General features: G+C 59.6%; 21 protein-coding genes. All 21 read left to right on the top strand.

Going from position 1 to position 22,356, the window contains the following annotated elements:
- The first annotated feature begins 44 nt into the window (after nt 1-44).
- The 21 genes from E0E20_RS05080 to purM all read left to right on the top strand — a co-directional run bounded on the left by E0E20_RS05080 (nt 45) and on the right by purM (nt 22,337).
- Complete coding sequence (locus E0E20_RS05080) at nt 45-713, top strand: energy-coupling factor transporter transmembrane component T (RefSeq protein WP_130837123.1); 669 nt, start codon at nt 45-47, stop codon at nt 711-713.
- Complete coding sequence (locus E0E20_RS05075) at nt 704-2,140, top strand: ABC transporter ATP-binding protein (protein ID WP_165443991.1); 1,437 nt, start codon at nt 704-706, stop codon at nt 2,138-2,140. Before E0E20_RS05080 ends, E0E20_RS05075 begins: the two co-directional genes overlap by 10 nt.
- The gene (locus tag E0E20_RS05070; protein ID WP_130837121.1) at nt 2,130-2,723 is read left to right on the top strand and encodes an MptD family putative ECF transporter S component; all 594 of its coding nucleotides are present in this window, start codon (nt 2,130-2,132) and stop codon (nt 2,721-2,723) included. The genes E0E20_RS05075 and E0E20_RS05070 overlap by 11 nt, the downstream gene beginning before the upstream one ends.
- A gap of 26 nt (nt 2,724-2,749) precedes the next feature.
- Nucleotides 2,750-4,507, top strand: coding sequence for an ABC transporter ATP-binding protein (locus E0E20_RS05065; RefSeq protein WP_130837120.1), 1,758 nt, complete (start codon nt 2,750-2,752; stop codon nt 4,505-4,507).
- An 80-nt stretch (nt 4,508-4,587) separates the two neighbouring features.
- Nucleotides 4,588-6,312 (top strand): ABC transporter ATP-binding protein, encoded by a 1,725-nt coding sequence (locus tag E0E20_RS05060; protein WP_330508818.1) that lies wholly within the window; start codon nt 4,588-4,590, stop codon nt 6,310-6,312.
- Nucleotides 6,313-6,723: 411 nt separating this feature from the next.
- Nucleotides 6,724-9,399 carry a valine--tRNA ligase gene (locus E0E20_RS05055; RefSeq protein ID WP_130837118.1) on the top strand — a complete coding sequence of 892 codons (2,676 nt, stop codon included), beginning with the start codon at nt 6,724-6,726 and terminating at the stop codon, nt 9,397-9,399.
- Nucleotides 9,400-9,422: 23 nt separating this feature from the next.
- Nucleotides 9,423-10,877, top strand: a complete 1,455-nt coding sequence (locus E0E20_RS05050) for a bifunctional folylpolyglutamate synthase/dihydrofolate synthase (RefSeq protein ID WP_165443990.1) — start codon at nt 9,423-9,425, stop codon at nt 10,875-10,877.
- A complete protein-coding gene (locus tag E0E20_RS05045; RefSeq protein ID WP_130837116.1) occupies nt 10,864-11,043 on the top strand; it encodes a hypothetical protein in 180 nt (59 codons plus the stop codon). Before E0E20_RS05050 ends, E0E20_RS05045 begins: the two co-directional genes overlap by 14 nt.
- Before the next feature lie 4 nt (nt 11,044-11,047).
- On the top strand, nt 11,048-12,916 hold the full coding sequence (locus tag E0E20_RS05040; protein ID WP_130837115.1) for a tetratricopeptide repeat protein: 1,869 nt from the start codon (nt 11,048-11,050) through the stop codon (nt 12,914-12,916).
- 20 nt (nt 12,917-12,936) lie between these two features.
- Nucleotides 12,937-14,325, top strand: coding sequence for an MBOAT family O-acyltransferase (locus E0E20_RS05035; protein ID WP_130837114.1), 1,389 nt, complete (start codon nt 12,937-12,939; stop codon nt 14,323-14,325).
- Nucleotides 14,326-14,343: 18 nt separating this feature from the next.
- Nucleotides 14,344-15,813: a GDSL-type esterase/lipase family protein gene (locus E0E20_RS05030; protein ID WP_130837113.1), complete on the top strand. Its 1,470-nt coding sequence runs from the start codon at nt 14,344-14,346 to the stop codon at nt 15,811-15,813.
- On the top strand, nt 15,803-16,024 hold the full coding sequence (locus E0E20_RS05025; protein ID WP_130837112.1) for a hypothetical protein: 222 nt from the start codon (nt 15,803-15,805) through the stop codon (nt 16,022-16,024). The genes E0E20_RS05030 and E0E20_RS05025 overlap by 11 nt, the downstream gene beginning before the upstream one ends.
- A 140-nt stretch (nt 16,025-16,164) precedes the next feature.
- Entirely contained in the window at nt 16,165-16,569 is a 405-nt protein-coding gene (locus E0E20_RS05020; RefSeq protein WP_130837111.1) for a RidA family protein, read from the top strand.
- Nucleotides 16,566-16,841 (top strand): EamA family transporter, encoded by a 276-nt coding sequence (locus E0E20_RS14135; protein ID WP_242622665.1) that lies wholly within the window; start codon nt 16,566-16,568, stop codon nt 16,839-16,841. The genes E0E20_RS05020 and E0E20_RS14135 overlap by 4 nt, the downstream gene beginning before the upstream one ends.
- A 44-nt stretch (nt 16,842-16,885) precedes the next feature.
- Entirely contained in the window at nt 16,886-17,152 is a 267-nt protein-coding gene (locus E0E20_RS14130; protein WP_242622664.1) for a hypothetical protein, read from the top strand.
- A 64-nt stretch (nt 17,153-17,216) separates the two neighbouring features.
- A complete protein-coding gene (locus E0E20_RS05010; protein ID WP_130837110.1) occupies nt 17,217-18,320 on the top strand; it encodes a tetratricopeptide repeat protein in 1,104 nt (367 codons plus the stop codon).
- A gap of 82 nt (nt 18,321-18,402) precedes the next feature.
- Nucleotides 18,403-19,371, top strand: coding sequence for an orotidine-5'-phosphate decarboxylase (gene pyrF / locus E0E20_RS05005; RefSeq protein WP_130837109.1), 969 nt, complete (start codon nt 18,403-18,405; stop codon nt 19,369-19,371).
- A 156-nt stretch (nt 19,372-19,527) separates the two neighbouring features.
- Entirely contained in the window at nt 19,528-20,250 is a 723-nt protein-coding gene (gene pyrE, locus E0E20_RS05000) for an orotate phosphoribosyltransferase (protein ID WP_130837108.1), read from the top strand.
- Nucleotides 20,251-20,252: 2 nt separating this feature from the next.
- On the top strand, nt 20,253-20,582 hold the full coding sequence (locus E0E20_RS04995) for a DUF6142 family protein (protein WP_130837107.1): 330 nt from the start codon (nt 20,253-20,255) through the stop codon (nt 20,580-20,582).
- Between the two features lie 110 nt (nt 20,583-20,692).
- The gene (purE, locus tag E0E20_RS04990; RefSeq protein ID WP_130837106.1) at nt 20,693-21,196 is read left to right on the top strand and encodes a 5-(carboxyamino)imidazole ribonucleotide mutase; all 504 of its coding nucleotides are present in this window, start codon (nt 20,693-20,695) and stop codon (nt 21,194-21,196) included.
- Nucleotides 21,197-21,311: 115 nt separating this feature from the next.
- Nucleotides 21,312-22,337: a phosphoribosylformylglycinamidine cyclo-ligase gene (purM, locus tag E0E20_RS04985; RefSeq protein ID WP_130837105.1), complete on the top strand. Its 1,026-nt coding sequence runs from the start codon at nt 21,312-21,314 to the stop codon at nt 22,335-22,337.
- Nucleotides 22,338-22,356: the final 19 nt, after the last annotated feature.

The following is a 22,356-nucleotide window of genomic DNA, read 5'->3' as shown; positions in this document are numbered from 1 at the left end:
AGTTAGCTAATGCTAACCATAAAAAGAAACGAGGGAGGGCGGTGATGCGCGTCAATCCGCTGGTTGTTCTTTTGTTTAATCTGCTGCTTCCGGTTGCCGTTATGTTTCCGGGGAATCGCTTCCAGCACCTGTTTTTCCTGAGCTTTGCGTCGTTCATTCTTCTTCTGCTGCGCAGGGGGCGGCGTCTTGCTCTTTTCCTCTGCGTCTACGCGGTTTTTCTTGCGGCAAGTCGTGTGTCGCTCTGGCATCCGGGCTTTGCCGGCGGCTTTTTCTCTGTCTTTTTCTATATATCGATGCAGTTTATCCCCTGCCTTATGATGGCGAGCGTGCTGATCGGGGATTACAGTCCGGGTGAGCTGATTTCGGCGCTTCAGCCGCTTCATCTGCCGAGGAGCTTTGTGGTTTCGCTCGTGATCGTGCTCCGTTATATTCCCACCTTTCGCAGAGAGTTCGGCTATATCCGGGAGTCCATGCGGCTGCGGGGCGTGCCGTACAGCGTCCGCCGGCCGGTGCAGAGCTTTGAGTTTTTTCTGGTGCCGCAGCTGTTCCGCTGCGCTCTCCTCGCGGATGAGATCACGGCGGCCGGACTGACGAAAGGGATCACGCATCCCGGGCGCCGCTCCTCCTACTATGATGTGCGGATGCAGTGGTCTGATTATGCGCTGTGCGCAGCGCTCTTTCTGGGAACGGGGGTGCTGATTCTGTGGCGGTGATCGAGGCGAGGTCTTACGCGTTCACTTACCCGGGAGAGGAGCAGGCGGCAATCCGGGATGTCACGTTCCGCATCGGCGGGGGAGAGATCATTCTGATTGCCGGGGACAGCGGAAGCGGAAAATCGACGCTTCTGCGGTCGCTGAACGGCCTCATTCCGGAGATTGCCGAGGGGCGCACAGAGGGGGGACGCTTTCTTGACGGAAAGGATATGGACGGCCTTTCGATCTGTGAGATCAGCCGGAAAGTCGGCTCCGTATTTCAGAATCCGCGAAGTCAGTTTTTTACGCTGAACAGCACCAGTGAAATGGTCTTCTCCATGGAGAACTACGGCTTTGCCAGAGAGGAGATGGAGCGGCGGCTCCGGGAGATCGAAAGGGATATCCCGATCGCGCCTCTCATGGGGCGGGAAATTTTTTCGCTTTCGAGCGGAGAACGCCAGCTTCTTGCGCTGGCCTCCGCCATGTCGCTGGGGCCGGATATCCTGCTCTTTGACGAGCCCTCGGCGAACCTCGACTATCGGAATGCCATGCGGCTGCGCCGGCTGCTTGCAAAGCTCCGGTCGCTGGGGAAGACAGTGCTTGTCGCGGATCACAGGTTTTTCTATCTGGATCGGATGGCGGACCGGGTCTTTCTCATCGGACAGCGAACACTTCGCTGCTTCGCGAGCGAGGCGGCGTTCCGGGAATCCTCTTATAACACGCGGAGCTTCGATCTCTTCGGGGCGGACTTCCCCGTGAGGCCGCGGGCAGAGACGGGGGAATGCGCGGCGTCGATGAAAAACGTCTCCAAATGGCAGGTGCTGAAATCGGTCTCCATGGAGCTTCGCCGGGGAGAAGCCGCAGTGCTTGTCGGAGCAAACGGCGCGGGCAAGACGACGCTCGCAAGACTCCTCACAGGGGCGCTCCGTCCGGACAGAGGGACGGTGGAGGTTCCGCGGCTTCCGTTTTATGTCATGCAGGACGCCGATTATCAGCTCTTCGGAACCAGCGTGGAAAGCGAGCTGGAGATCGGGCGGGGAAAGCTCCCCGGCGGGGAGAAAGAGCGTGTGCTCCGGGAAATGAATCTCTGGCAGTACCGGGACACGCATCCGTTCAGCCTGAGCGGAGGAGAGAAGCAGCGGCTCCAGATCGCCGCGGCGGCGCTCTCGGGGGCGGAGCTCATTATTTTTGACGAGCCCACAAGCGGCCTTGACGTGAGCTCGATGGAACGCGTATCGGGTGAGATCGTCCGCCTGTCAGAGAGCCGGGCGGTGCTCGTGATCTCGCACGATTATGAGTTTATCCGCCGGACGGCGGACCGGATCATTTATCTGAAAAACGGGAGGACGGAGCAGGACTTTTGCCTCACGGAGGAAACCGTAGAACGCCTGAATCATATTTTTACCGATATGGAGGAAACGGATATGGAGGAAACAGATGAATCGTAAGCTGAAAATGAAGGATCTTGTTCTGATTGCGCTGCTGACGGCGGTCTACATGCTGCTTTACATGGTGAGCATGGTGGTTGTTTCCGTGCTGGGCCCGTTCGGCCACGCCATAAGCCCGGGCATCTGCGGACTGCTCTCGGGGGCGGTGCTCCTTTTTATGAACCGGCGGCTGGGAAAGATGTGGGAGTACACGGTTTTTACACTGCTGGTCATGGGAGCCTTTGCTCTGATGGGCGGCGGTTATCTCCCGTGGCTTGTCAGCTCTGTCGCGATGGCGGTGACTGCCGATCTGCTTGCCTCGGGCTCGCGGGAAACGCCCGTCTGGAGGCTTGCGGCCGCGTCCGGTCTTCTGCATGTGGGGCAGGCGTGGGGAGCGATTATCCCGTCTGTCTTTTTTGTCGAGTCCTACCGGTCGCATTGGATTGAGCGGGGCGTGTCGGCGGAGGAGATGGACGGGTATATCCGTTTTACCCGGGGCGCCATGGGGCTGCTCTCGACGGCAGTGGTGTTTGTTCTTGCCGCCTTGGGAATGTATCTGGGGTATCTGATTCTTCATAAGCATCTGGAAAAGAGAAAAGCGTAAGGATCGGCAGACTTAGGAGGTGAACTGTGATCTATCGGAAATTAAAGGAATACGCGCCGGAGAGACTTGCTTTTGCCGCGATCGGGATTGTGCTGGCGTTTCTGGCGGCTCTTCTTTCGATCGCAAGCTATTACATGCTCTATCGTTTTCTGGTGAAGATCATTGCGGACGGTGATATCCGGGGAGCCGTGCCCGCGGCATTCCGTATCGCCGCGCTGCTCGTGGCGAATACGGCGGTCTATTTTTTATCGCTTTGGGCGACGCACGCTCTGGGGTTCCGTCTGGAAACCAATCTCAAGAAGCTGGGGATACGGAGGCTGATGCAGGCCTCGTTCAGCTTCTACGACCGGAATGATTCGGGAAGAATCCGGAAGATCATCGACGACAACACCGTGCTGACCCATATGAGTGTGGCGCACCTGATTCCGGATCTCTCCACGGCGGTGTTTGTGCCTGTCCTCGGCGCGGCGCTCGCCTTTGCGGTCGACGTAAAGCTCGGCGTCCTGTTCCTTGTCACCCTGCTGCTGGGGCTGTATTTCATTCAGCGGATGATGGGCGACCGTCAGTTTATGAAGCGGTATATGGAGGCGCAGGAAACCATGAATGCCGGAGCGGTCGAGTATGTGCGCGGCATCCATGTGCTCAAGATCTTCCGGATGAACGCGGAGTCTCTTCGGGAATTTCACAGAGCCGTGCTCGCCTACTCCGATCTGGCGCTGCGTTACAGCATGAGCTGCCGCCGGTGGTATGTGGTGTTTCAGGTGTTTTTTAACGCGGTGTATCTTACCGCCATGTTTTTCTATTCCGTGCGGAACGGGGAGCCTCGGGAGTTTCTCGCGAAGTTTATGTTTTATGTCATGTTCCACGGGATACTTTTCATTTCATTCATGAAAGTCATGTATGTGGGGATGTATCTCTTTCAGGCAAATTCCGCGATCGGAAAGATCGAGACGCTGTTTCGTGAGATGGAGGAGAAAAAGTTGCCCCGCGGCACAGCGGAGAAGATGGACAGCTTCGACATCGAATTTCGGGATGTGACGTTCAGCTACGGAGAGGAACGCGTGATCGAGAACCTGTCCCTCACGCTCCCCGCGGGACGAAGCTACGCGCTGGTCGGCTCGTCCGGCTCGGGAAAAACCACGCTGGCAAAGCTGATTTCGGGCTTTTATCAGACGGACGGGGGCGAGATACGGATCGGCGGCCGCGCCCTGAGCGAGTATTCGGACGGCGCGTTTGCCCGGAACATCGCGAACGTGTTTCAGGATGCGAGGCTGTTTCAGGACACGATCTATGAAAATGTGAGAGCCGGGCGGAGGAGCGCCTCCCGGGAGGAGGTCATGGAGGCGCTGCATCTTGCGCAGTGCGATGAAATTCTCGGCAAATTTGCCGGGAGAGAGGAGACGGTGATCGGCTCCGAGGGCGTGCATCTCTCCGGCGGGGAAATGCAGCGCATCACGATTGCCCGCGCGATTCTGAAAAACGCGGGAATCGTCATTCTGGACGAGGCCTCGGCGGCGGCGGATCCGGAGAACGAGTATGAGCTGCAAAGGGCGCTCGCCAATCTCATGAAGGGCAGGACCGTCATTATGATCGCGCACCGGCTCAGCTCGATCCGGAATGTCGACGAGATTCTGGTGATCGAAAACGGAAGAGTGGCGGAGCGCGGAAGCCACGGCGAGCTGATGCGGGGCGACACCCGCTATCGCCGGCTTCAGGAAGAGTTTATGCGGGCCAACGAGTGGAGGGTGCGCGGAGAGGCTGCGCCGGCGGCACAGGCGCTGTGACGGCATGAGACGCAGGGCGCCCCGCATCTTAGCGCGCTTTTGCGGTGCGCGCCTCGCGCAAATTGCTTCGGCATGGAGGAATGATGAGACGATTTCTGAAAGAAAAATTCGGACTGACGGATCGCGGTGTCCGGGCGGTGGAGCTGGCCAGCGTGATCTCGTTTCTGGTTAATTTCGGCTACATGCTGTTTATGATGATCGCCATGTATTTCGGGGACAATGTGCTCCGCGGAGAGGAAAAGCCGGCGTGGGTATATCTGCTGCTTCTTGCGGTGACGCTGCTTTTCGTCTACTGCGTGGTGGATCTTGAATACGTGCGCACGTATAACGCGACCTACCGGGAGGCAAGCGACCTGCGGCTGGAGATCGCGGACCGGCTGCGGGAGCTCCCGCTGTCGTACTTCTCGCGTCATGACCTGAGTGATCTCGCGCAGACCATCATGCAGGATGTATCGGACATCGAGCATGCCATGAGCCACGCGATGCCCCGCTGCATCGGCTATGTGTTCTTCCTCGCGGCGGTCGGGCTCCTGCTCCTTGTCTCCAACCCGCTGCTCGGTCTGGCGACGGTTCTGCCGCTTCTGGCAGGCTTCCTTTTTATGCTCTTCTCAAAGGACATGCAGAAGCGGTGGACGGGAAAATATTTCTGGAAGAGTCGGGAGATGACGGAGGCCTTTCAGGAGACCATCGAGCTGCAGCGGGAGATCCGGAGCTGCGGCATTGAGGAGGAGAATTACCGCAGGATTTCGGATATGATGGACGGAGCGGAAAAGCTGCGGCTCCGCGCGGAAATCACGCAGGGGATGCCGATGCTGCTTTCGATTCTGTTTATGAAGCTGACGCTGGGGGTGATTTCTCTTGTATCGGCGTGGCTTCTCGGGGCAAACCGGATTCAGCTGATTATGGTGATCGGCTTTCTCCTTGCCTCGGTGCGGCTCGTCGATGCCATGGGGGCGATGGAGGAGAGCTTTGCGGAGCTCCTGTATCTCGACGCCAGAGTGAAGCGCCTGAACGAGCTCAGGGAGACGCCGACGCAGACCGGCCGCGACACGGAGCTCGGCCGCTTTGACATTGTGCTTAAGGATGTGCGCTTCGGCTATGAGGACGGAACGAGGGTCGTGGACGGCGTGAGCTTTACGGCGGGGCAGAATGAGGTCACGGCGATCGTCGGTCCCTCGGGCTGCGGCAAGTCGACGCTTCTGCGCCTGATCTCGCGGCTGTATGATTACGGCGGGGGAGAGATTCGGATCGACGGAAAGGACATCCGGGAGATTTCCACGGATTCCCTGTTTCAAAAGGTCTCTTTCGTGTTTCAGGATGTGATCCTGTTCAACGCCTCGGTTCTCGACAACATCCGCATGGGCCGCGCGGACGCCTCGGACGAAGAGGTGAAGCGGGCGGCGGAGCAGGCGGGCTGCGCGGAGTTCATCGAAAAGCTGCCGCAGGGCTACGATACGCTCATCGGAGAGAACGGAAGCCGGCTCTCCGGCGGCGAGCGGCAGAGAATATCCATTGCCCGCGCGTTTCTTAAAAACGCGCCGATTCTTCTCCTCGACGAAATTGCGGCGAGCCTTGACGTGGAGAATGAGATGCGGATACAGAGCGCGCTGAATCAGCTCATCGAGGGGAAGACGGTCGTCATCGTCTCGCACCGCATGAAGTCCGTCGAGAATGCGGACCGCATCGTCGTGATGGAAAACGGCCGGGTCGACGCGGTCGGGACGCACCGCGAGCTCCTCGAGAGCTCGGCGCTCTACCGGAGGCTCATCGAAAAGTCCCGGATGACGGAGGATTTCCGCTATTGACGCCGCCTGTGTTTATGGGTACACTTGAGTGCAGACCAAGCTGCGGCTGGCACAGACCTCTTTCATCGCTCCGGATGAGGGGCGCTGCCGCCGCGGAGGAAAGGCTGTGACGGAGAGGAGTATCCGGCTCCCGTTCTGAAAGAGAAGAGGTCCGCTGGCTGTAAGACCTCGCAGAACGCCCCGGAGAAGGTCGCTTCCGAGCCGGAGCGCTGAATACGCGTCAGGATCTCTGCGCGGACAGGCGTTCCCGTCCGCTCTGCGTAAAAGAGAAATGAGGCGGCGGCGCGAGCTGTTCCGCGAACAAAGGTGGTACCGCGTTTGATCACGCCCTTTGACCGGCAGGCATACCTGCGGGTCAAAGGGCGTTTTTATCTGCCGGGGAGAGGAAAGAACGATTCAGGAGGAGAGCACATGCGCAGAGAGCTGGCAAAAACCTATGATCCGCAGGGTCTTGAGGACAGGATCTACCGGAACTGGGAGGAGAAAAAATATTTTCATGCCGAGGCCGATCACACGAAGCGGCCGTTCACCATCGTGATTCCGCCGCCGAATATCACCGGCCAGCTCCATATGGGACATGCGCTGGATCAGACCCTGCAGGACATTCTGATCCGTTTCCGGCGGATGCAGGGCTACAACGCGCTGTGGCAGCCGGGGACGGATCACGCCTCCATCGCCACGGAGGTCAAGGTGATCGAAGCGCTGAAGGAACAGGGAATTACCAAGGCTGATCTCGGGCGCGAGGGCTTTCTCGAAAAATGCTGGGAGTGGCGCGATGAGTACGGACGCCGGATCGTGAACCAGCTCAAGAAGCTGGGCTCCTCCTGCGACTGGGACAGAGAGCGCTTTACGATGGACGAGGGCTGCAGCCGGGCGGTCACGGAAGTGTTCGTGCGCATGTATGAAAAGGGCTGGATCTACAAGGGCCGGCGCATGGTCAACTGGTGTCCGGTCTGCAAAACCTCCATTTCCGACGCCGAGGTGGAGTACGAGCTGCAGCACAGTCATTTCTGGCATATCAAATACCCGCTGATCGAGGAGGACGGGAGCGTTTCGACTGCCCGCTTCCTTGAGTTCGCGACGAGCCGCCCGGAGACGATGCTGGGCGATACGGCGGTTGCGGTGAACGCCGACGACCCGCGGTACCGGGACCTGATCGGCCGCTATGTCATGCTGCCGCTCATGAACCGTCCCATTCCGATTGTGGCGGACGAGCACGCCGATCCGGAGGTGGGGACCGGCGTCGTGAAAATCACGCCCGCGCACGATCCCAACGACTTTGAGGTCGGAAAGCGGCATGATCTGCCGCTCGTGAATATTTTGAACGACGACGCGACCATCAATGAGAACGGCGGGAAGTTTGCGGGACTGGACCGCTATGAGGCGAGAGAGCGCATCGTAAAGGAGCTGGATGAGCTGGGACTGCTCGTCCGCATCGAGAATCTCGATCACAATGTCGGCACGCATGACCGCTGCGGAACAACCGTCGAGCCGATGGCCAGGGAGCAGTGGTTCGTGAAAATGGACGAGCTCATAAAGCCCGCGGAGGAGGCGGTGCGAAGCGGCGCGGTCCGTCTGATTCCCGAATCCATGGAGAAAACCTATTACAACTGGACCGGGCATATCAGGGACTGGTGCATTTCCCGTCAGCTCTGGTGGGGACACCGCATCCCCGCGTGGTACTGCGGCGACTGCGGCGAGACGATTGTCGCGCGGGAGGCGCCCGTCGTGTGCCCGAAGTGCGGCGGGACGCATCTTACGCAGGATCCCGATACGCTCGACACATGGTTCAGCTCGGCGCTCTGGCCCTTTGAGACGCTTGGCTGGCCGGAAAATACGGAGGATCTGAGGTACTTTTATCCGACGGACGTCCTCGTCACCGGCTACGACATTATCTTCTTCTGGGTCATCCGCATGATCTTCTCGGGCTATGAGCAGATGGGAGAGCGGCCGTTCAAGACGGTGCTGTTCCACGGCCTTGTCCGGGATGCGCAGGGGCGGAAGATGAGCAAATCGCTGGGCAACGGCATCGACCCGCTGGAGATCATCCGCCAGTACGGCGCGGATGCGCTGCGCCTGACGCTGGTCACGGGAAACGCGCCCGGGAACGATATGCGCTACTCCGAGGAAAAGCTGCAGGCATCCCGGAATTTTGTGAACAAGCTCTGGAACGCCTCCCGCTTCATTCTGATGAATATGGAGGAGGGGAGCGAGGCCGGCGCGGCGCTTCCGGAGGGGCTTGAGCCGGCGGACAAGTGGATTCTGTCCCGCTTTAACCGCACCGTACAGGAGACGACGGACAACCTCGAGAAGTTCGAGCTGGGCGTCGCCGTGCAGAAAGTCTACGACTTTGTCTGGGACGAGTTCTGCGACTGGTACATCGAAATGGTCAAGCCGCGTCTCTATGAAAAGGAAAAAGCGGATGCGAAGAGCCGGGAGGCGGCGCTCTGGACCCTGCAGACCGTGCTGCTCGGATCGCTGAAGCTCCTGCACCCCTACATGCCGTTTATCACGGAGGAGATTTTCACGACGCTCCAGATCCGCGAGGCGTCCATTATGGTCTCCGACTGGCCGGTTTTCCGGGCGGAGCTTGATTTCCCGCAGGAGGAGAAAGAGATCGCGGTCATGAAAGAGGCGGTCCGCGGCATCCGGAATGTGCGCACGCAGATGAATGTCGCGCCGTCAAAACGCGTGGATATGGTTGTCGTCACCGGGTCGGAGGAGCTTTCCCGCATCTTTCGGGAGGGCCGGCTGTTCTTCTGCTCTCTGGCGGGCGCGTCCGGGCTCTCCGTGCAGAAAGACAAGGCCGGGATCGGCGAGGACGCGGTCTCGGTGGTGATCCCCGATGCGGCGATTTATATTCCTCTCGCCGAGCTTGTCGATATCGGGGCCGAGGTCGAGCGCCTTGAAAAGGAGCAGAAGCGCCTTGAGGGAGAACTGAAAAGGAGTGCGGCGATGCTGACCAATGAGCGCTTCCTCTCCCGGGCGCCGGAGTCGAAGATCGCCGAGGAGAAAGAAAAGCAGGCAAAATACGAGACGCTGATGGCGGGCATCGTAGAGCGGCTGGCTGCACTGTGCCGCTCGTAAGGCGGGTGTGAACGGGCATGGGCATGACCTATCGGGAAGCGGAACAATATCTGAACGGACTGCCGCGCTTTACGGCAAAGCACTCGCTCGCGGATACGCAGCGCTGCCTTGATGCGCTCGGAGCGCCGGACCGCCGCATGCGCATTCTGCATGTGGCGGGGACGAACGGAAAAGGGAGCGTCTGCTGCTACCTGAGTTCGATTCTGCGCTGTGCGGGTTACCGCACGGCGCTGTTTACCTCGCCGCATCTTGTCAGCACAAGAGAGCGGATGGCCGTCGACGGAGAGTGGATTCCGGAGGACGAGTTCGTAAGAAAGCTCGAACAGGTTCGTGCGGCGGTTCAGGGGATCGGCGAGGAGCTGCCGACATATTTTGAATTTCTGTTCCTGATGGCGATGCTGTGGTTTGCGGAGCAGGGAGCGGAGATCGCTGTTCTGGAGACGGGACTCGGGGGACGGCTCGACGCGACGAATGCCGTGCGGAAGAAAGAGCTCGCGGTCATCACGAGGATCGGCCTGGATCACATGCAGTATCTCGGAAACACGGTCGCTGCGATCGCGGGGGAGAAAGCAGGGATCCTGCGTCCGGCGGTGCCCGCCGTCTGCCTCGCAGAGCCGGAGGAGGCCCGGGCGGCGATTGCCGGACGGGCAGAGGAGCTCTCCGCGCCGCTCTTTTCCCTCCGGAAAGAGGACTGGCAGGGGAGAAGTCTGCCCGACAGGCGCATTGATTTTTCATTCTGTTACCGCTATGATTTAAGATGTTCCGGAGGGAAGCTGCCTTGTCCGGAAGAGTCTCCGGCCAGCCCGGGGCAGGCGCTCCGTGCTCCCGCGCTTTCGGCCGTGCTTCCCACGGCGGCGCTCTATCAGGCGGAGAATGCCGCGCTGGCAGTGTGTGCGGCGCTTCTTCTTATGAAGAGAGAGGACTCCGCGGCGGGTTCGGCTGCGGGCCTGCTTCCGGCGGTCAGCCGGGAGGCGATTCGGGCAGGGCTTATGTGCGCGCACTGGCCGGCCAGAATGGATGAGGTTCTGCCGGGCGTCTTTATTGACGGCGGGCATAATGAGGACGGCATCCGCGCGTTTCTTGAGAGCGCGGCGGCGATTCCGCTGTCGTCAGGAGGGGAAAGACGGCTCTTGTTCTCGGCGGTTCGGGATAAACAATATGAGAGTATGGCGCGCCGCATTGCGGTGTCCGGACTCTTTCGGAAAATCGTGCTGGTTCCTCTGGAGAGTGAGAGAGGGATCAGCGGTGAGGAGCTCCGTGCGGCGGCGGCAACCATGCGTGCGGCGCCCGGAAACGGAGAGGCGCCGGAGCTCTCGGTGGAAAGCGCGGCGAATCAGGCCTTTTTTGGACTGATCCGGAGCCGGAGCGCAGCGGATCAGGTCTACGCGGCAGGCTCGCTCTATCTTGCGGGCGAGCTGCTGGAGGGGCTTTCCCGCGCGGGCCTCCTGACGGGAGAAAAACAGAATGATCAATTTTGATGAAGAGCTGAAAAAATATCATCCGAGTCTGGAAATCGAGGAATCCGGGGATCGTCTGTACAATCAGGATTTTACAGATATTGCGGATATTGTGGTTGAAATGATCGCCGACCCTGCGGGCACCGGACGGAAGAATCGGATCGGCTCGGCGTCCGGGAGGAGCTGAGGCCATGTTCTGTTATCACTGCGGAGCCGGGCTGAACGAGAGAGACTTCTGTCCCTCCTGCGGAGCGGATGTCAAGGTCTATAAAAGAGTTCTGTCCGCGTCAAACCGTTTTTTCAACGAAGGGCTTGACAGAGCGAAGCTTCACGATCTCTCCGGGGCGGTGACCAGTCTGCGGCAGAGCGTGCGCCTCTATAAATATAATGTGGATGCCAGAAACGTGCTGGGGCTGGTGTATCTTGAGCTGGGTGAAACCAGCGCGGCGCTGAGCGAATGGGTGATCAGCGAGAGCATAGAGAAAGAGCACAATCCGGCGTCAAAGTACATCGGCGATCTCAATACGAACCGGAACCGGATGGAGAATCTCCGTCAAGCGATCCGCAAATACAACAGGGCGCTGGACTACTGCCGGCAGGGTTCCTATGATCTGGCTGTCATTCAGCTCAAAAAGGTGCTTCAGCTCAATCCGAAATATCTGCGCGCCCGTCAGCTTCTCGCTCTCCTCTACCTGTCCGGAAACGAGCTGGGACGCGCGGGAAAGCAGCTGAAAAAATGCAAAGCGCAGGATCCGAACAATACGACGACGCTGCGCTATATGAAAGAGCTTTCCGAGCAGACGCTGCCGGAGGATCAGGGAGCGCAGCGTGCGAGCGAGCTTGCGGAGGGTGTGATCCGCTTTCAGGATGGGAACGAGACGGTGATCATGCCGGCGGGTTCCGCCGGAACGCCGGTGGAATTCGGCGGAAATCCTCTCACAGTCACGCTGATCAATATTGGGATCGGCCTGCTTGTCGGCGCGGCTGTCGTGGGATTGTTTGTGTTACCTGCGCGCGTTTCCAGAGTGCGGAGCGAGGCGGCGGAGCAGTACCGCGCCGTGTCCGAGGAGCTGGACACGCAGACGGCCTCCGCATCGGAGCAGCAGAGAAGGCTCGAGGATCTGACGGCGGAAAAAACCTCGCTGGAGGAGCGGCTTGCCGCCTATGAGAGCTCCTCGGGGACGCTCAGCTCAAACGACGCGCTGTTTCGGGCGGCGTCGCTCTGCCTTGCGAACCCGGAGGATGTGGACGGCATCGGCGCCGCTTTGGAGAGCGTGGACAGCGAAGCGCTCGGGGAGGCATCCGAGGAATACCGCGCGCTCTATGACCGGGTGCTCTCCGGCGTCCGGACGCCTCTTGTGGAGAAATATTACACAGAGGGGTACGACGCCTACACGGACGACGACTATGAGATGGCGGTCAAGCAGCTCGGCTTTGCCGTCCGCTACACGGCGGAGCAGGACGAAACCTACGACGATATTCTCTACTATTATGCGGATGCCATTTATCTCCGTTTCCGCGGAATGGAGTCCGAGGAGCAGAGCGCTAACGCGGATGTTCTGTCCGAGGCGCAGAAGTATTTCAATATGGTCAAGGAGCTGGAGGACAGCGAATACGCAGCGGATGCGGAGACCCGCATTCAGGAGATCAGTCTCCTGAAGTCCCAGCTTGCGGCGTCGGCCTCCCGGAGCGGAGAGACGGCCCCCGGCACAGCGTCGGGAAGCTCTGCGGCCCGGAGCGCCTCCGGGGAGGAACCCGCCGGAGAAGAGGAGTCTGCCTCCGGGACGGAGCAGAACCCCGACAGCGCAGACAGAGCCGGAGAGCAGAGCGCTTCTTCCACGGAAGAGGAGGACGGAGCGCAGGCCGCCGATACGGCCGCGGAGCAGGCGGCTGCGGAGGAGGCCGAGCAGAAGGCCGCGGCCCTTGCGGCGGCGGATGCGGCACTCGCACAGGCAGAGGCAAATCTTGCCGCGGCGCAGCAGGGCGGGGACGCCGCGGTCATTGCGGCGGCGCAGGCTGCCTATGATGCGGCAGCTGCCCAGAGAAGCGCGCTGAACTGATGAGGCATTGAGGTTATGGCATGGTAATTTTTTCCGGAGCGGAGTTTGCTTTTCGATTTTTTCCGGTGTTTCTTGTTGTATATTATCTTACGCCCCGTGCATATCGGGATGTGATTCTCTTTCTCGGCAGCATCTTTTTTTACGCGGCGGGGGAACCGCGCTTCGTCGCCGTACTTCTCGGGCTGATTCTCTTTAACTGGATCGCCGGACAGCGGATTTATGCGAGGGCTGCTGCAGGCTCCCCGGACCGACGGAGGGCCCGGCGCGCTCTGGTGTCTGCCGTTTCAGTCAATGTCTTCGTGCTGATTCTCTGCAAGGCGCTGGCTCTTACCGTAAGCAGCGCTTTTTTGCCGCTGGGAATGAGCTTTTATATTTTCCGCATGATCTCCTACGCGGCGGATCTGTACAGGGGGAAGATCGCAGGCCGGCCCGGATTTCTTGAGACGGCGTGCTATTTTTCGATGTTTCCCCAGATCACGCAGGGGCCGATCATGCGTTACGGCGAGGGCGGCTTCGGAGGAGCCGCCGATTCTGAGGGCCGCCCGCTGCGGCAGTACTCGGCCGCCCGCTTTGAGGACGGCGTCATTTCCTTTGCGATGGGCGCCTGCATGAAGCTGCTGCTGGCCGATCGTCTGGGAATACTCTGGAATGAGATCGCGAAAATCGGCTATGACAGTATTTCGACGCCGCTTGCGTGGATGGGAGCGTACGGTTACAGCTTTCAGCTCTATTACGATTTCTGGGGCTATTCGCTGATGGCGGCCGGCATCGGCATGATGCTGGGCTTTCCCTATATCCGCAATTTTCATCACCCCTATGCCTGCGGAAGCGTTTCGCAGTTTTATCGCTGCTGGCATATGACGCTCGGCGCATGGTTCCGGGATTATGTCTATTTTCCGCTGGGAGGCAGTAGGGGGAGTCGCGCGGAGACGGTGTTCAGCCTGATGACGGTGTGGCTTCTGACCGGCCTCTGGCACGGAGGAACGCTGAATTTCCTGCTGTGGGGCGGGATACTCGGCGTGATCATTGTGTGGGAGAAGCTGGTGCTTCACTCTCTGATGAAAAAAATCCCGCTGATCGGCAGAATCCATGTGCTGCTCCTCATTCCTCTGACATGGGTGATCTTTGCGGTAACGGATCTTCACGCGATGGAGGTCTATTTCATGAGGCTTTTCCCTTTCTTCGGCGTGGAGGGGAATGTGAATCCGGGCGACGCAGTAAAATATCTGCGCTCGTTCTGGCCTCTCTTTGCCGCCTCGATCGTGCTCCTTTTCCCCGCGGTTTCGGAGCTTGCCGTCCGCAGGCGCAGGAGTCCGGCGGTGTTTATTCCGCTTGCCGCGCTCTTCTGGTGGGCGGTCTACTATATGATTAATTCCTCCTCGAATCCGTTTCTGTATTTCAGCTTCTGACAGGGAGACAAAGACGCATTGAGACGTATATCCGATGTATTCCGCGGGCTTCGCGCAATGCCCCTTTTCACAACACTGATGATCACGACGCTCTCCGCCTCGGCGCTCGGAGCCGCCGGCAGAGGGCGGCTCTATGACGACAGCATGTTCGATCCTCTGAGACAGCCGTATCTTTCTCTTGTATTTCAGGGGCTGCGCGAGGGTGTCTTCCCGTGGGAGCTGGCAGAGCGGCGCGGAGAGGCCGCGAAAGCCGGAGGGGAGGATGCGCAGGCCTCTGCATCGGAGGCGGCAGGCAAAGGCGCGGAGGAAACGGCGGTCGAGTCGCCCGCCGGGAACGCTGGCGAAGCGGCTTCTCCGGCAGACGGCGCATGGGACAACAGCAGCTCGGACGGCAGCGGCCCGGAGAGCGGAGCCTCTTCGGAGGAGGCCGCGGGAGCTTCGGAAGCCGAGGCGGACAACATGAACGCGGACTCCCCGGAGGGAGAGGGGACCGCGCAGGCGGAAGAGCCGCAGGCCGTCACGGCAAAGATAGGCGGCATTTCGGTCGTCATCACGCCGGCCATGCAACGGGCGGAGGAGGAGGCTGGGACGATGATCGCGGCGGCGAGAACGGAAAATGCCTCGTATGTGTCTGCCGCGGCGGAGCCGGAGGGGGTGAACAGCGCCGTGATGGACGCGGCGGATTACGGAGCGGCCTCAGCCCGTTATCTTGACCCCCCGGGGACGGAGTACCCGGGCGAGACGGAGGGAATCTTTGCGCCGGACGGGAATTATTACCGCCTGCAGAGCGTGCCGGAGAGCTACTTTTCGGATGCGCTGTTCATCGGGGATTCCCGGACGGACGGCCTTGCGGAATACGGCGATATGGAGAAGCTGACCACCTTTTTTGCGAAAGACGCGCTCTCGGTCTACCGCCTCTGGTCGCAGCGGGCCGCGGTCAGGAGCGCTGACGGGACAAGGAGCGAGGAGACGCTGCTGGAGCTGCTGACGGCCCGTCATTTCCACAAGATATATCTCTCGGTGGGCATCAATGAGCTCGGCGTTCCGGCGACGGCGGGCTTCTATCAGAAGTACCGGGAGGCGCTGGAGCTGATCCGGGCCCTGCAGCCCGACGCGATTCTGTATATACAGGGTATCATGCATGTCACCCGTGCGAGGAGCGCGTCCGATCCGGTGTACAACAATACCGCCATCACCGAGCGCAACGCGGCGATCGCGTCGCTTGCCAACGGCCGGGATATTTTCTATATTGATATGAACTCCGTATTCTGCGATGAGAATGGCGATCTCCCGGCGGAATATTCCGCGGACGGGGTTCACCTCAAGGCGTCCCGCTATCTTCTCTGGCGCCAGTTTCTCATGGACAATGCGGTAATCCGGGCGGAGGAGCTTGATGATACGGGAGAGGCTCCCGGCCTTTGGGAGGAAGCGCCGGCGGCCTGTGAGCCGGCGGGATGGAAGCAGAGCGATGCGAGAGATGGAATTTAAAATGGAGAGGGAGGGACTTCTCCATGAGGGAGAGACCGTTACCGTGTCGGAGGGGCTTCTCCCCAGCAATTACTACTATACGATCGACCCCTCCCGCGCGATGAGCGGAAATTATCCGTTCAATCAGCGGTTGGAGTCGCGCGAGGGCGTCGTCGTGCGGATTGAGGAGAACGAACAGGGCTTTTACGTGACGGCCCGTTTCGAGGAGTAGCGTCGCCGCGCATCGGGTTTTTCAGAATATGTGCCGGCAGGTGTTCGCATTCCGCTGATTTTCTGTTATTCTGTCCGATAGGGAATACCGAGGGGGATGCGGTGGGAACAGGGAGCAGAGGCTTCCGGAAAGGTGTCACGATGAGCAAAGAGCACAAAGAAGCGAAAAAGGTGAAAGTAATTTCCACAAAGAAAGCGCCGGCTGCCATCGGTCCGTATTCGCAGGCGGTCGCCGCCGGCGGCTATCTGTTCTGCTCCGGTCAGATTCCGATCGATCCGGCGACGGGGGAGGTCGTAGAAGGAGGCATCACCGAGCAGGCGGAGCAGGTCATGGAGAACATCGGGAAAATCCTCAAAAAAGCGGGCGCCGATTACGGACAGGTGGTCAAGACGACCTGCTTCCTTTCGGACATGAATGATTTTGCCGCGTTCAATGAGGTATATGGGAAATATTTCACAGGGAAACCGGCGAGAAGCTGTGTTGCGGTGAAGCAGATCCCGAAGGACGTCCTCTGTGAGGTCGAAGTGATCTGCTGTCTCCTTTGAGGCGGAGAATCGAGCCGGGCAAGGCGTTTCTTCTCTTTCTCTGCGCGTTTATCTGGGGGACGGCCTTTGTCGCGCAGAGCGTCGGGAACCGCTATATGGGGCCGATCACCTTTCAGACGGCAAGGAGCGTTTTTGCGGTCGCCGTGCTGGCGCCGCTTGTGCTTGTCCGGCGGCATTTCCGCGTGCAGCGAAAGGCACAGGGAGATGTAGGGTCTTTTCATACGACCGCCGGGAAACGCTGCTTGGCGGCGCGGTCTGCGGCTCGCTTCTGAGTGCGGCCTCCATCCTCCAGCAGATTGCGCTGATCCATACGGATGTGGGAAAGAGCGGCTTCATTACGGCATTGTATATTGTTCTTGTGCCGGTGCTCTGCCTGCTGCTTGAGAAGCCGTCGGCGAAAGATCTGCTGACAGGCCTTTTCCCGGTGATCTCCGTTCTGGCAGGCTGGGTTCTGTTTGGGCAGCGGCTGAGCCCGCGCGAGATCGGCGGCTGCTTTTTGATGTTTGCCGCGATTGTTCTTGCGGCAGCTTCCGGACAGGGAGCAGAGAGCGGGCGTTCAGAAAAACGGAGGCTGATAGTGTGAAAAATCACGCGGATGCGCTGAGGCTTTCAACAGGCAAAAAGCGCTTCGGCATGGGGACTTCGGCATGGGAATCGGTATGTTGAATCGGCGGAATGATGCAGCGGGGAATAAGAGAGGAGCGCGCCGGCGCAGAGGCGTCTGCGTTCTGCTTGCCGCGCTGTCTGTCCCGCTCATTGGCGGCTGCGGGCTCCGCTTTCGTGAGAGCGGCGCGGTGCGCAGCGGAATGGAGCTCATCGGCAGCCGCAATTTCGAGGAGGCACGCGAGCTTCTCGAGGAGGCGGCGGCCGGAGGGGAGGACGGACGCGCTGTCTACCGGGCGCTGGGGATCGCGCAGATGGGAACCGGCGATTATGCCGCGGCGGCGCAGTCTCTTGAAAAAGCGCTGAACAAGAGCGGAATACTGCCGGACAGTATGGATTACGACATGAATTTCTATCTCGCTTCCTGCTACTACAAGCTGGGGGAGTACGACCGGGCCATGGAGATCTATGACGCCATTCTCGCCATGGACAGGAACAGCGTGGATGCCTATGAGATGCGCGGCGCGACGGAAATCACCGAGGGAAATTTCGATGCGGCGGACGCGGATTTCCGGGAGGCGATCCGGCGGGCTCCGACGGATTATGATCGGATCATTTCCATGTATTCCACCATGAAGCAGTACGGCTTCGAGGATGCGGGGAAGAGCTATCTGTCGGAATCGATTTCGGCCAATCTCAATATGGGAGGCTACGACAAAGGGCGTCTCTCCTATTATCTGGAGGATTACGAGACGGCCAAGGCCTGCTTTGAACAGGCGCAGGCCGGAAAGGATTACCGTGTGACGCTGATGCTGGGCAAGACCTACATCGCGCAGGGAGATCTGAATTACGCCTCGGACGTCTATACCGCCTATCTCGCGGCGGATCAGACCCACGCGGAGATTTACAATGAGCTGGGGCTTTGCTATCTGCAGCTCGGCTCGAATGAGAAAGCGCTGGATGCGTTCCAGACGGGGCAGAAAATCGAGAACAGCGCGGTCCGGCAGGATCTTCTGTTCAATGAGATCGTGGCCTACGAGAAGCTCGGGCAGTTCACCCGGGCGGCGGAACTCATGCAGAGTTATCTTGCGGCCTATCCGGAGGATGCGGAGGCGCAGAGGGAGCAGATGTTTCTGCGGACGAGATGACAGACGCTTTACGGGCCGACAGACGCTTCTGCGCAGAGAACGGCAGATGCTTCTGCGGACAGAACGATACAGGGAGGAAGCTATGATTCAGAAACTGATTCGCCGCATTCGGGAGACGGGAGTGCCGGTGGTCGTCGGTCTTGATCCGGATATGAAATTCATTCCGCGGCAGCTTATGCAGGACGCCGCCCACGCTCTGGCGGGAGACGCCTGCGATCCCTACGCGGCGGAGGACGAGCTCAGAGTGGCGGCGGAGGCGGTGTGGCGCTTCAACCGGGAGATCATTGACGGCATTGCCGATCTCGTCCCGGCGGTCAAACCGCAGATCGCGATGTATGAGCAGTTCGGACTTCCCGGGATGGAGACGTTCTGGCGGACGGTCCGCTACTGTCAGGAAAAAGGCCTTATCGTAATTGGCGATGTGAAGCGGGGCGACATCGGCTCCACGTCGGCGGCCTACGCAAGGGCTCATCTGGGACGCACGGTCATAAACGGGCGCGGCGTCCGCGTCTTCGACGAGGATTTTGCGACGGTGAATCCGTATCTCGGCTCGGACGGCGTGAAGCCCTTTGTCGATGTCTGCCGGGAGTATGACAAGGGCATCTTTGTTCTGGTCAAGACCTCGAATCCCAGCAGCGGCGAGTTTCAGGATGTGAAGACGGCGGACGGCCGGACGGTCTATGAGCTGGTGGCTGAAAAGGTCAGGGAATGGGGCGCGGAGGTCATGGAGGACGGATACAGCAATGTCGGCGCGGTGGTCGGCGCGACCTACCCCGAGCAGGGGAAAATCCTCCGCCGGCTCATGCCGAACACGTTCATTCTGGTTCCCGGCTACGGGGCGCAGGGCGGAAAGGCGGCGGATCTTCTGCCGTTCTTCAACGAGGACGGCATGGGTGCCATCATCAATTCGTCCCGGGGCATTATTGCGGCCTATACCAATGAGCGGTATAGTAAGTACGGCCCGGAGCGCTTTGCAGAGGCGGCCCGGCAGGCGACAAAGGATATGATTGACGATCTTCACGGCGTGGGGATCGGCGGGGGACTGTCCTGAGACAGGGAGATAGTGTGAAAAATCACGCTGATGCGCTGATCTTTGCACACGGCAATTTGTGCCGAAGCCCAAATTGCCCTGATCGCAGCCGCAAAACCGCCTGCGCGGATTTTGCGGCGCGTGCCTCGCTGAGTAACGCTTCGGCATGGAGGATTAATGGAAGAATATAAGAAGTCGTTTATTGATTTCATGGTGGACAGTCATGTTCTCCGCTTCGGCGAGTTCACGCTCAAGAGCGGAAGAAAATCTCCGTTTTTCATGAACGCGGGACTGTATCAGAACGGCGGGCAGCTCGCAAGGCTCGGCGAGTTTTATGCGAGAGCAATCCATGATGCCTACGGTCTTGATTTCGACGTTCTGTTCGGACCGGCCTATAAGGGCATTCCGCTCGCGGTGGCGACGGCCATCGCCATCAACCGTCTGTATGGCCGCAGCGTCAAATACTGTGCGAACCGCAAGGAGATCAAGGATCACGGCGACAAAGGGATACTCCTTGGCAGCAAGCTCCACGACGGCGACCGCGTGGTGATCATCGAGGATGTGACCACCTCGGGCGCGTCGATGGAGGAGACGCTTCCGATCATTTGGGCACAGGCGGATGTGGACATCATCGGCCTTATGGTCTCGCTCGACCGGCAGGAGAAAGGACTTCATACGGACAGGGGAGCGCTGGAGGAGATCCGGGAACGCTACGGCTTTGCGTCGCACGCCATCGTCACGATGTCGGAGGTCGTTGATTATCTCTATGGCAGGGAGATCGACGGCGCGGTGCTTCTGGACGATACGATCCGCGCGGCTCTTTCGGAATATTACGCGGAATACGGGGCGCAGGGTGATTGCGGCGCGTGCCTTGCAGGAAGCGCTTCGGCATGGGGATGAAAATGGCAGTATTACCGGTCAGACGCAGAAAGCATCTGTTCACCAGCAAAAAAAAATCGTTCCGGGCGCTTCTTTCCGATTGCCTCGGGGGAATTGCTCTCGTGTGCAGTCTGCTGGTTCTGTATCTGACGTTCCGGCAGGGAGGGACGGCGACGGTACAGGGAGGAGCGGTGTTTCTGCTGTGCGTCGTCTTCGCGCTTGCCGGGATGATTCTCGCGGTTCTTTCCCGCAGGGAACCGGACTGCTATTACTTCTTTTCCTATCTCGGAATGCTGATGAACGGGCTGGTGCTCGCGGCCGGCGTGCTGGTGGTGTATCTGGGCGCCGTGTGAGCGGTCACATCGGCATTGCGGCAGAGGTCTGTTTTGGGTAAACTAAGAGGCAAACGAAAAATGCCGTCAGGCGGCATGAACAGCAGAGCGGTTCGGTATGGAGGATTGATATGGGACAGGTGGCAATCGTGATGGGCTCCGACTCCGATATGGGAGTCATGAGCAAGGCGGCGGAGGTACTGGATCAGTTCGGAATTTCGTACGAGATGCGCATCATCTCCGCGCATCGGGAGCCGGAGCTCTTTTTTGAATGGGCGCGGGGTGCGGAGAAAAGAGGCGTCAGGGTCATCATTGCGGGGGCCGGCATGGCGGCGCATCTGCCGGGCATGTGCGCGGCGCTGTTTCCGCTTCCGGTGATCGGCGTTCCGATGCACACGAGCTCTCTCGGAGGCCGGGACTCGCTGTATTCCATCGTACAGATGCCGAGCGGCATTCCGGTGGCGACGGTGGCGATCGGCGGAGGAAAGAATGCGGGAATCCTTGCCGCGAAGATTCTTGCCGTCTCGAATCCGGAACTTCTTGAAAAGCTCCGGCATTTCTCCGGGGAAATGCAGGCCGAGGTCGAAAAAAAGGATGCCCGGCTTCAGGAAAACGGATATCAGGATTATCATTAAAAAAGAGAAAGAGCCGCCGGCAGGGTCGGAGATCGGATTTGCCGGCGGCTTAAACCATGCTGTGCCCGCAGTGTGCGGCGGGAGCGGCAGAACGCGGTGAAAGCAGGAGGGATGCATGGATTACAGGACAGCGGGAGTGGATATCGAGGCGGGGTACCGTTCCGTCGAGCTTATGAAGGACTATGTAAAGGCCACGATGCGGCCTGAGGTGCTGGGCGGAATCGGGGGGTTTTCCGGCGCGTTTTCCCTCGATAGGATTAAGGAAATGGAGGAGCCGGTGCTGCTGTCCGGAACGGACGGCGTGGGAACCAAGATCAAGCTGGCATTCCTCATGGACCGCCACGATACGGTGGGCATTGACTGTGTGGCCATGTGCGTCAACGATGTGGCCTGCGCCGGCGGAGAGCCCCTCTTTTTCCTTGATTACATCGCCTGCGGGAAAAATTATCCCGAGAAGATCGCGGCGATTGTGAAAGGGGTGGCGGAGGGCTGCCGGATGGCGGACAGCGCGCTGCTCGGCGGCGAAACGGCAGAGCACCCTGGTCTGATGCCGGAGGGCGAATATGATCTGGCCGGCTTCTCGGTCGGCGTCGTGGACAGAAAGAATATGATCACCGGCGAGGAGGTCCGTCCGGGGGATATTCTTATCGGCGCGGCCTCGAGCGGCGTTCATTCCAACGGCTTTTCGCTTGTGCGCAAGGTATTTGATATCAATGAGGAAACCGTCGGCCGCTATTATGACGAGCTCGACGGCACGCTGGGAGAGGTTCTGCTCACACCCACCCGCATCTACGTCTCCATGCTCCGCGCCATCCGCGAGCGGGGTGTCCGTCTCCACGGCTGCTCGCATATCACCGGCGGAGGCTTCTATGAGAACATTCCCCGCATGCTTCCGGAGGGCACGGCGGCCGAGATCGACAGGAGCAGCTACCCGGTTCCGCCCATTTTTGAGCTGCTGGCAAGGACCGGGAAGATTGAAGAGCAGATGATGTACAATACGTTCAACATGGGCATCGGCATGTGCATGGCAGTGGACCCGGCCGACGCGGACCGGACACTGGCGGCGATGGAAGCGTCCGGCGAAAAGGGCTACCGCATCGGCTGCGTGACAGAGGGAAACCGGACTGTTGCACTGCTCTGAGCGGAACGGGGAAAATCCG

The sequence above is a fragment of the Lachnoclostridium sp. Marseille-P6806 genome, assembly GCF_900625025.1.
Taxonomy (GTDB): domain Bacteria; phylum Bacillota; class Clostridia; order Lachnospirales; family Lachnospiraceae; genus CAG-791.
This window is presented reverse-complemented; position numbering and strand designations above follow the sequence as displayed.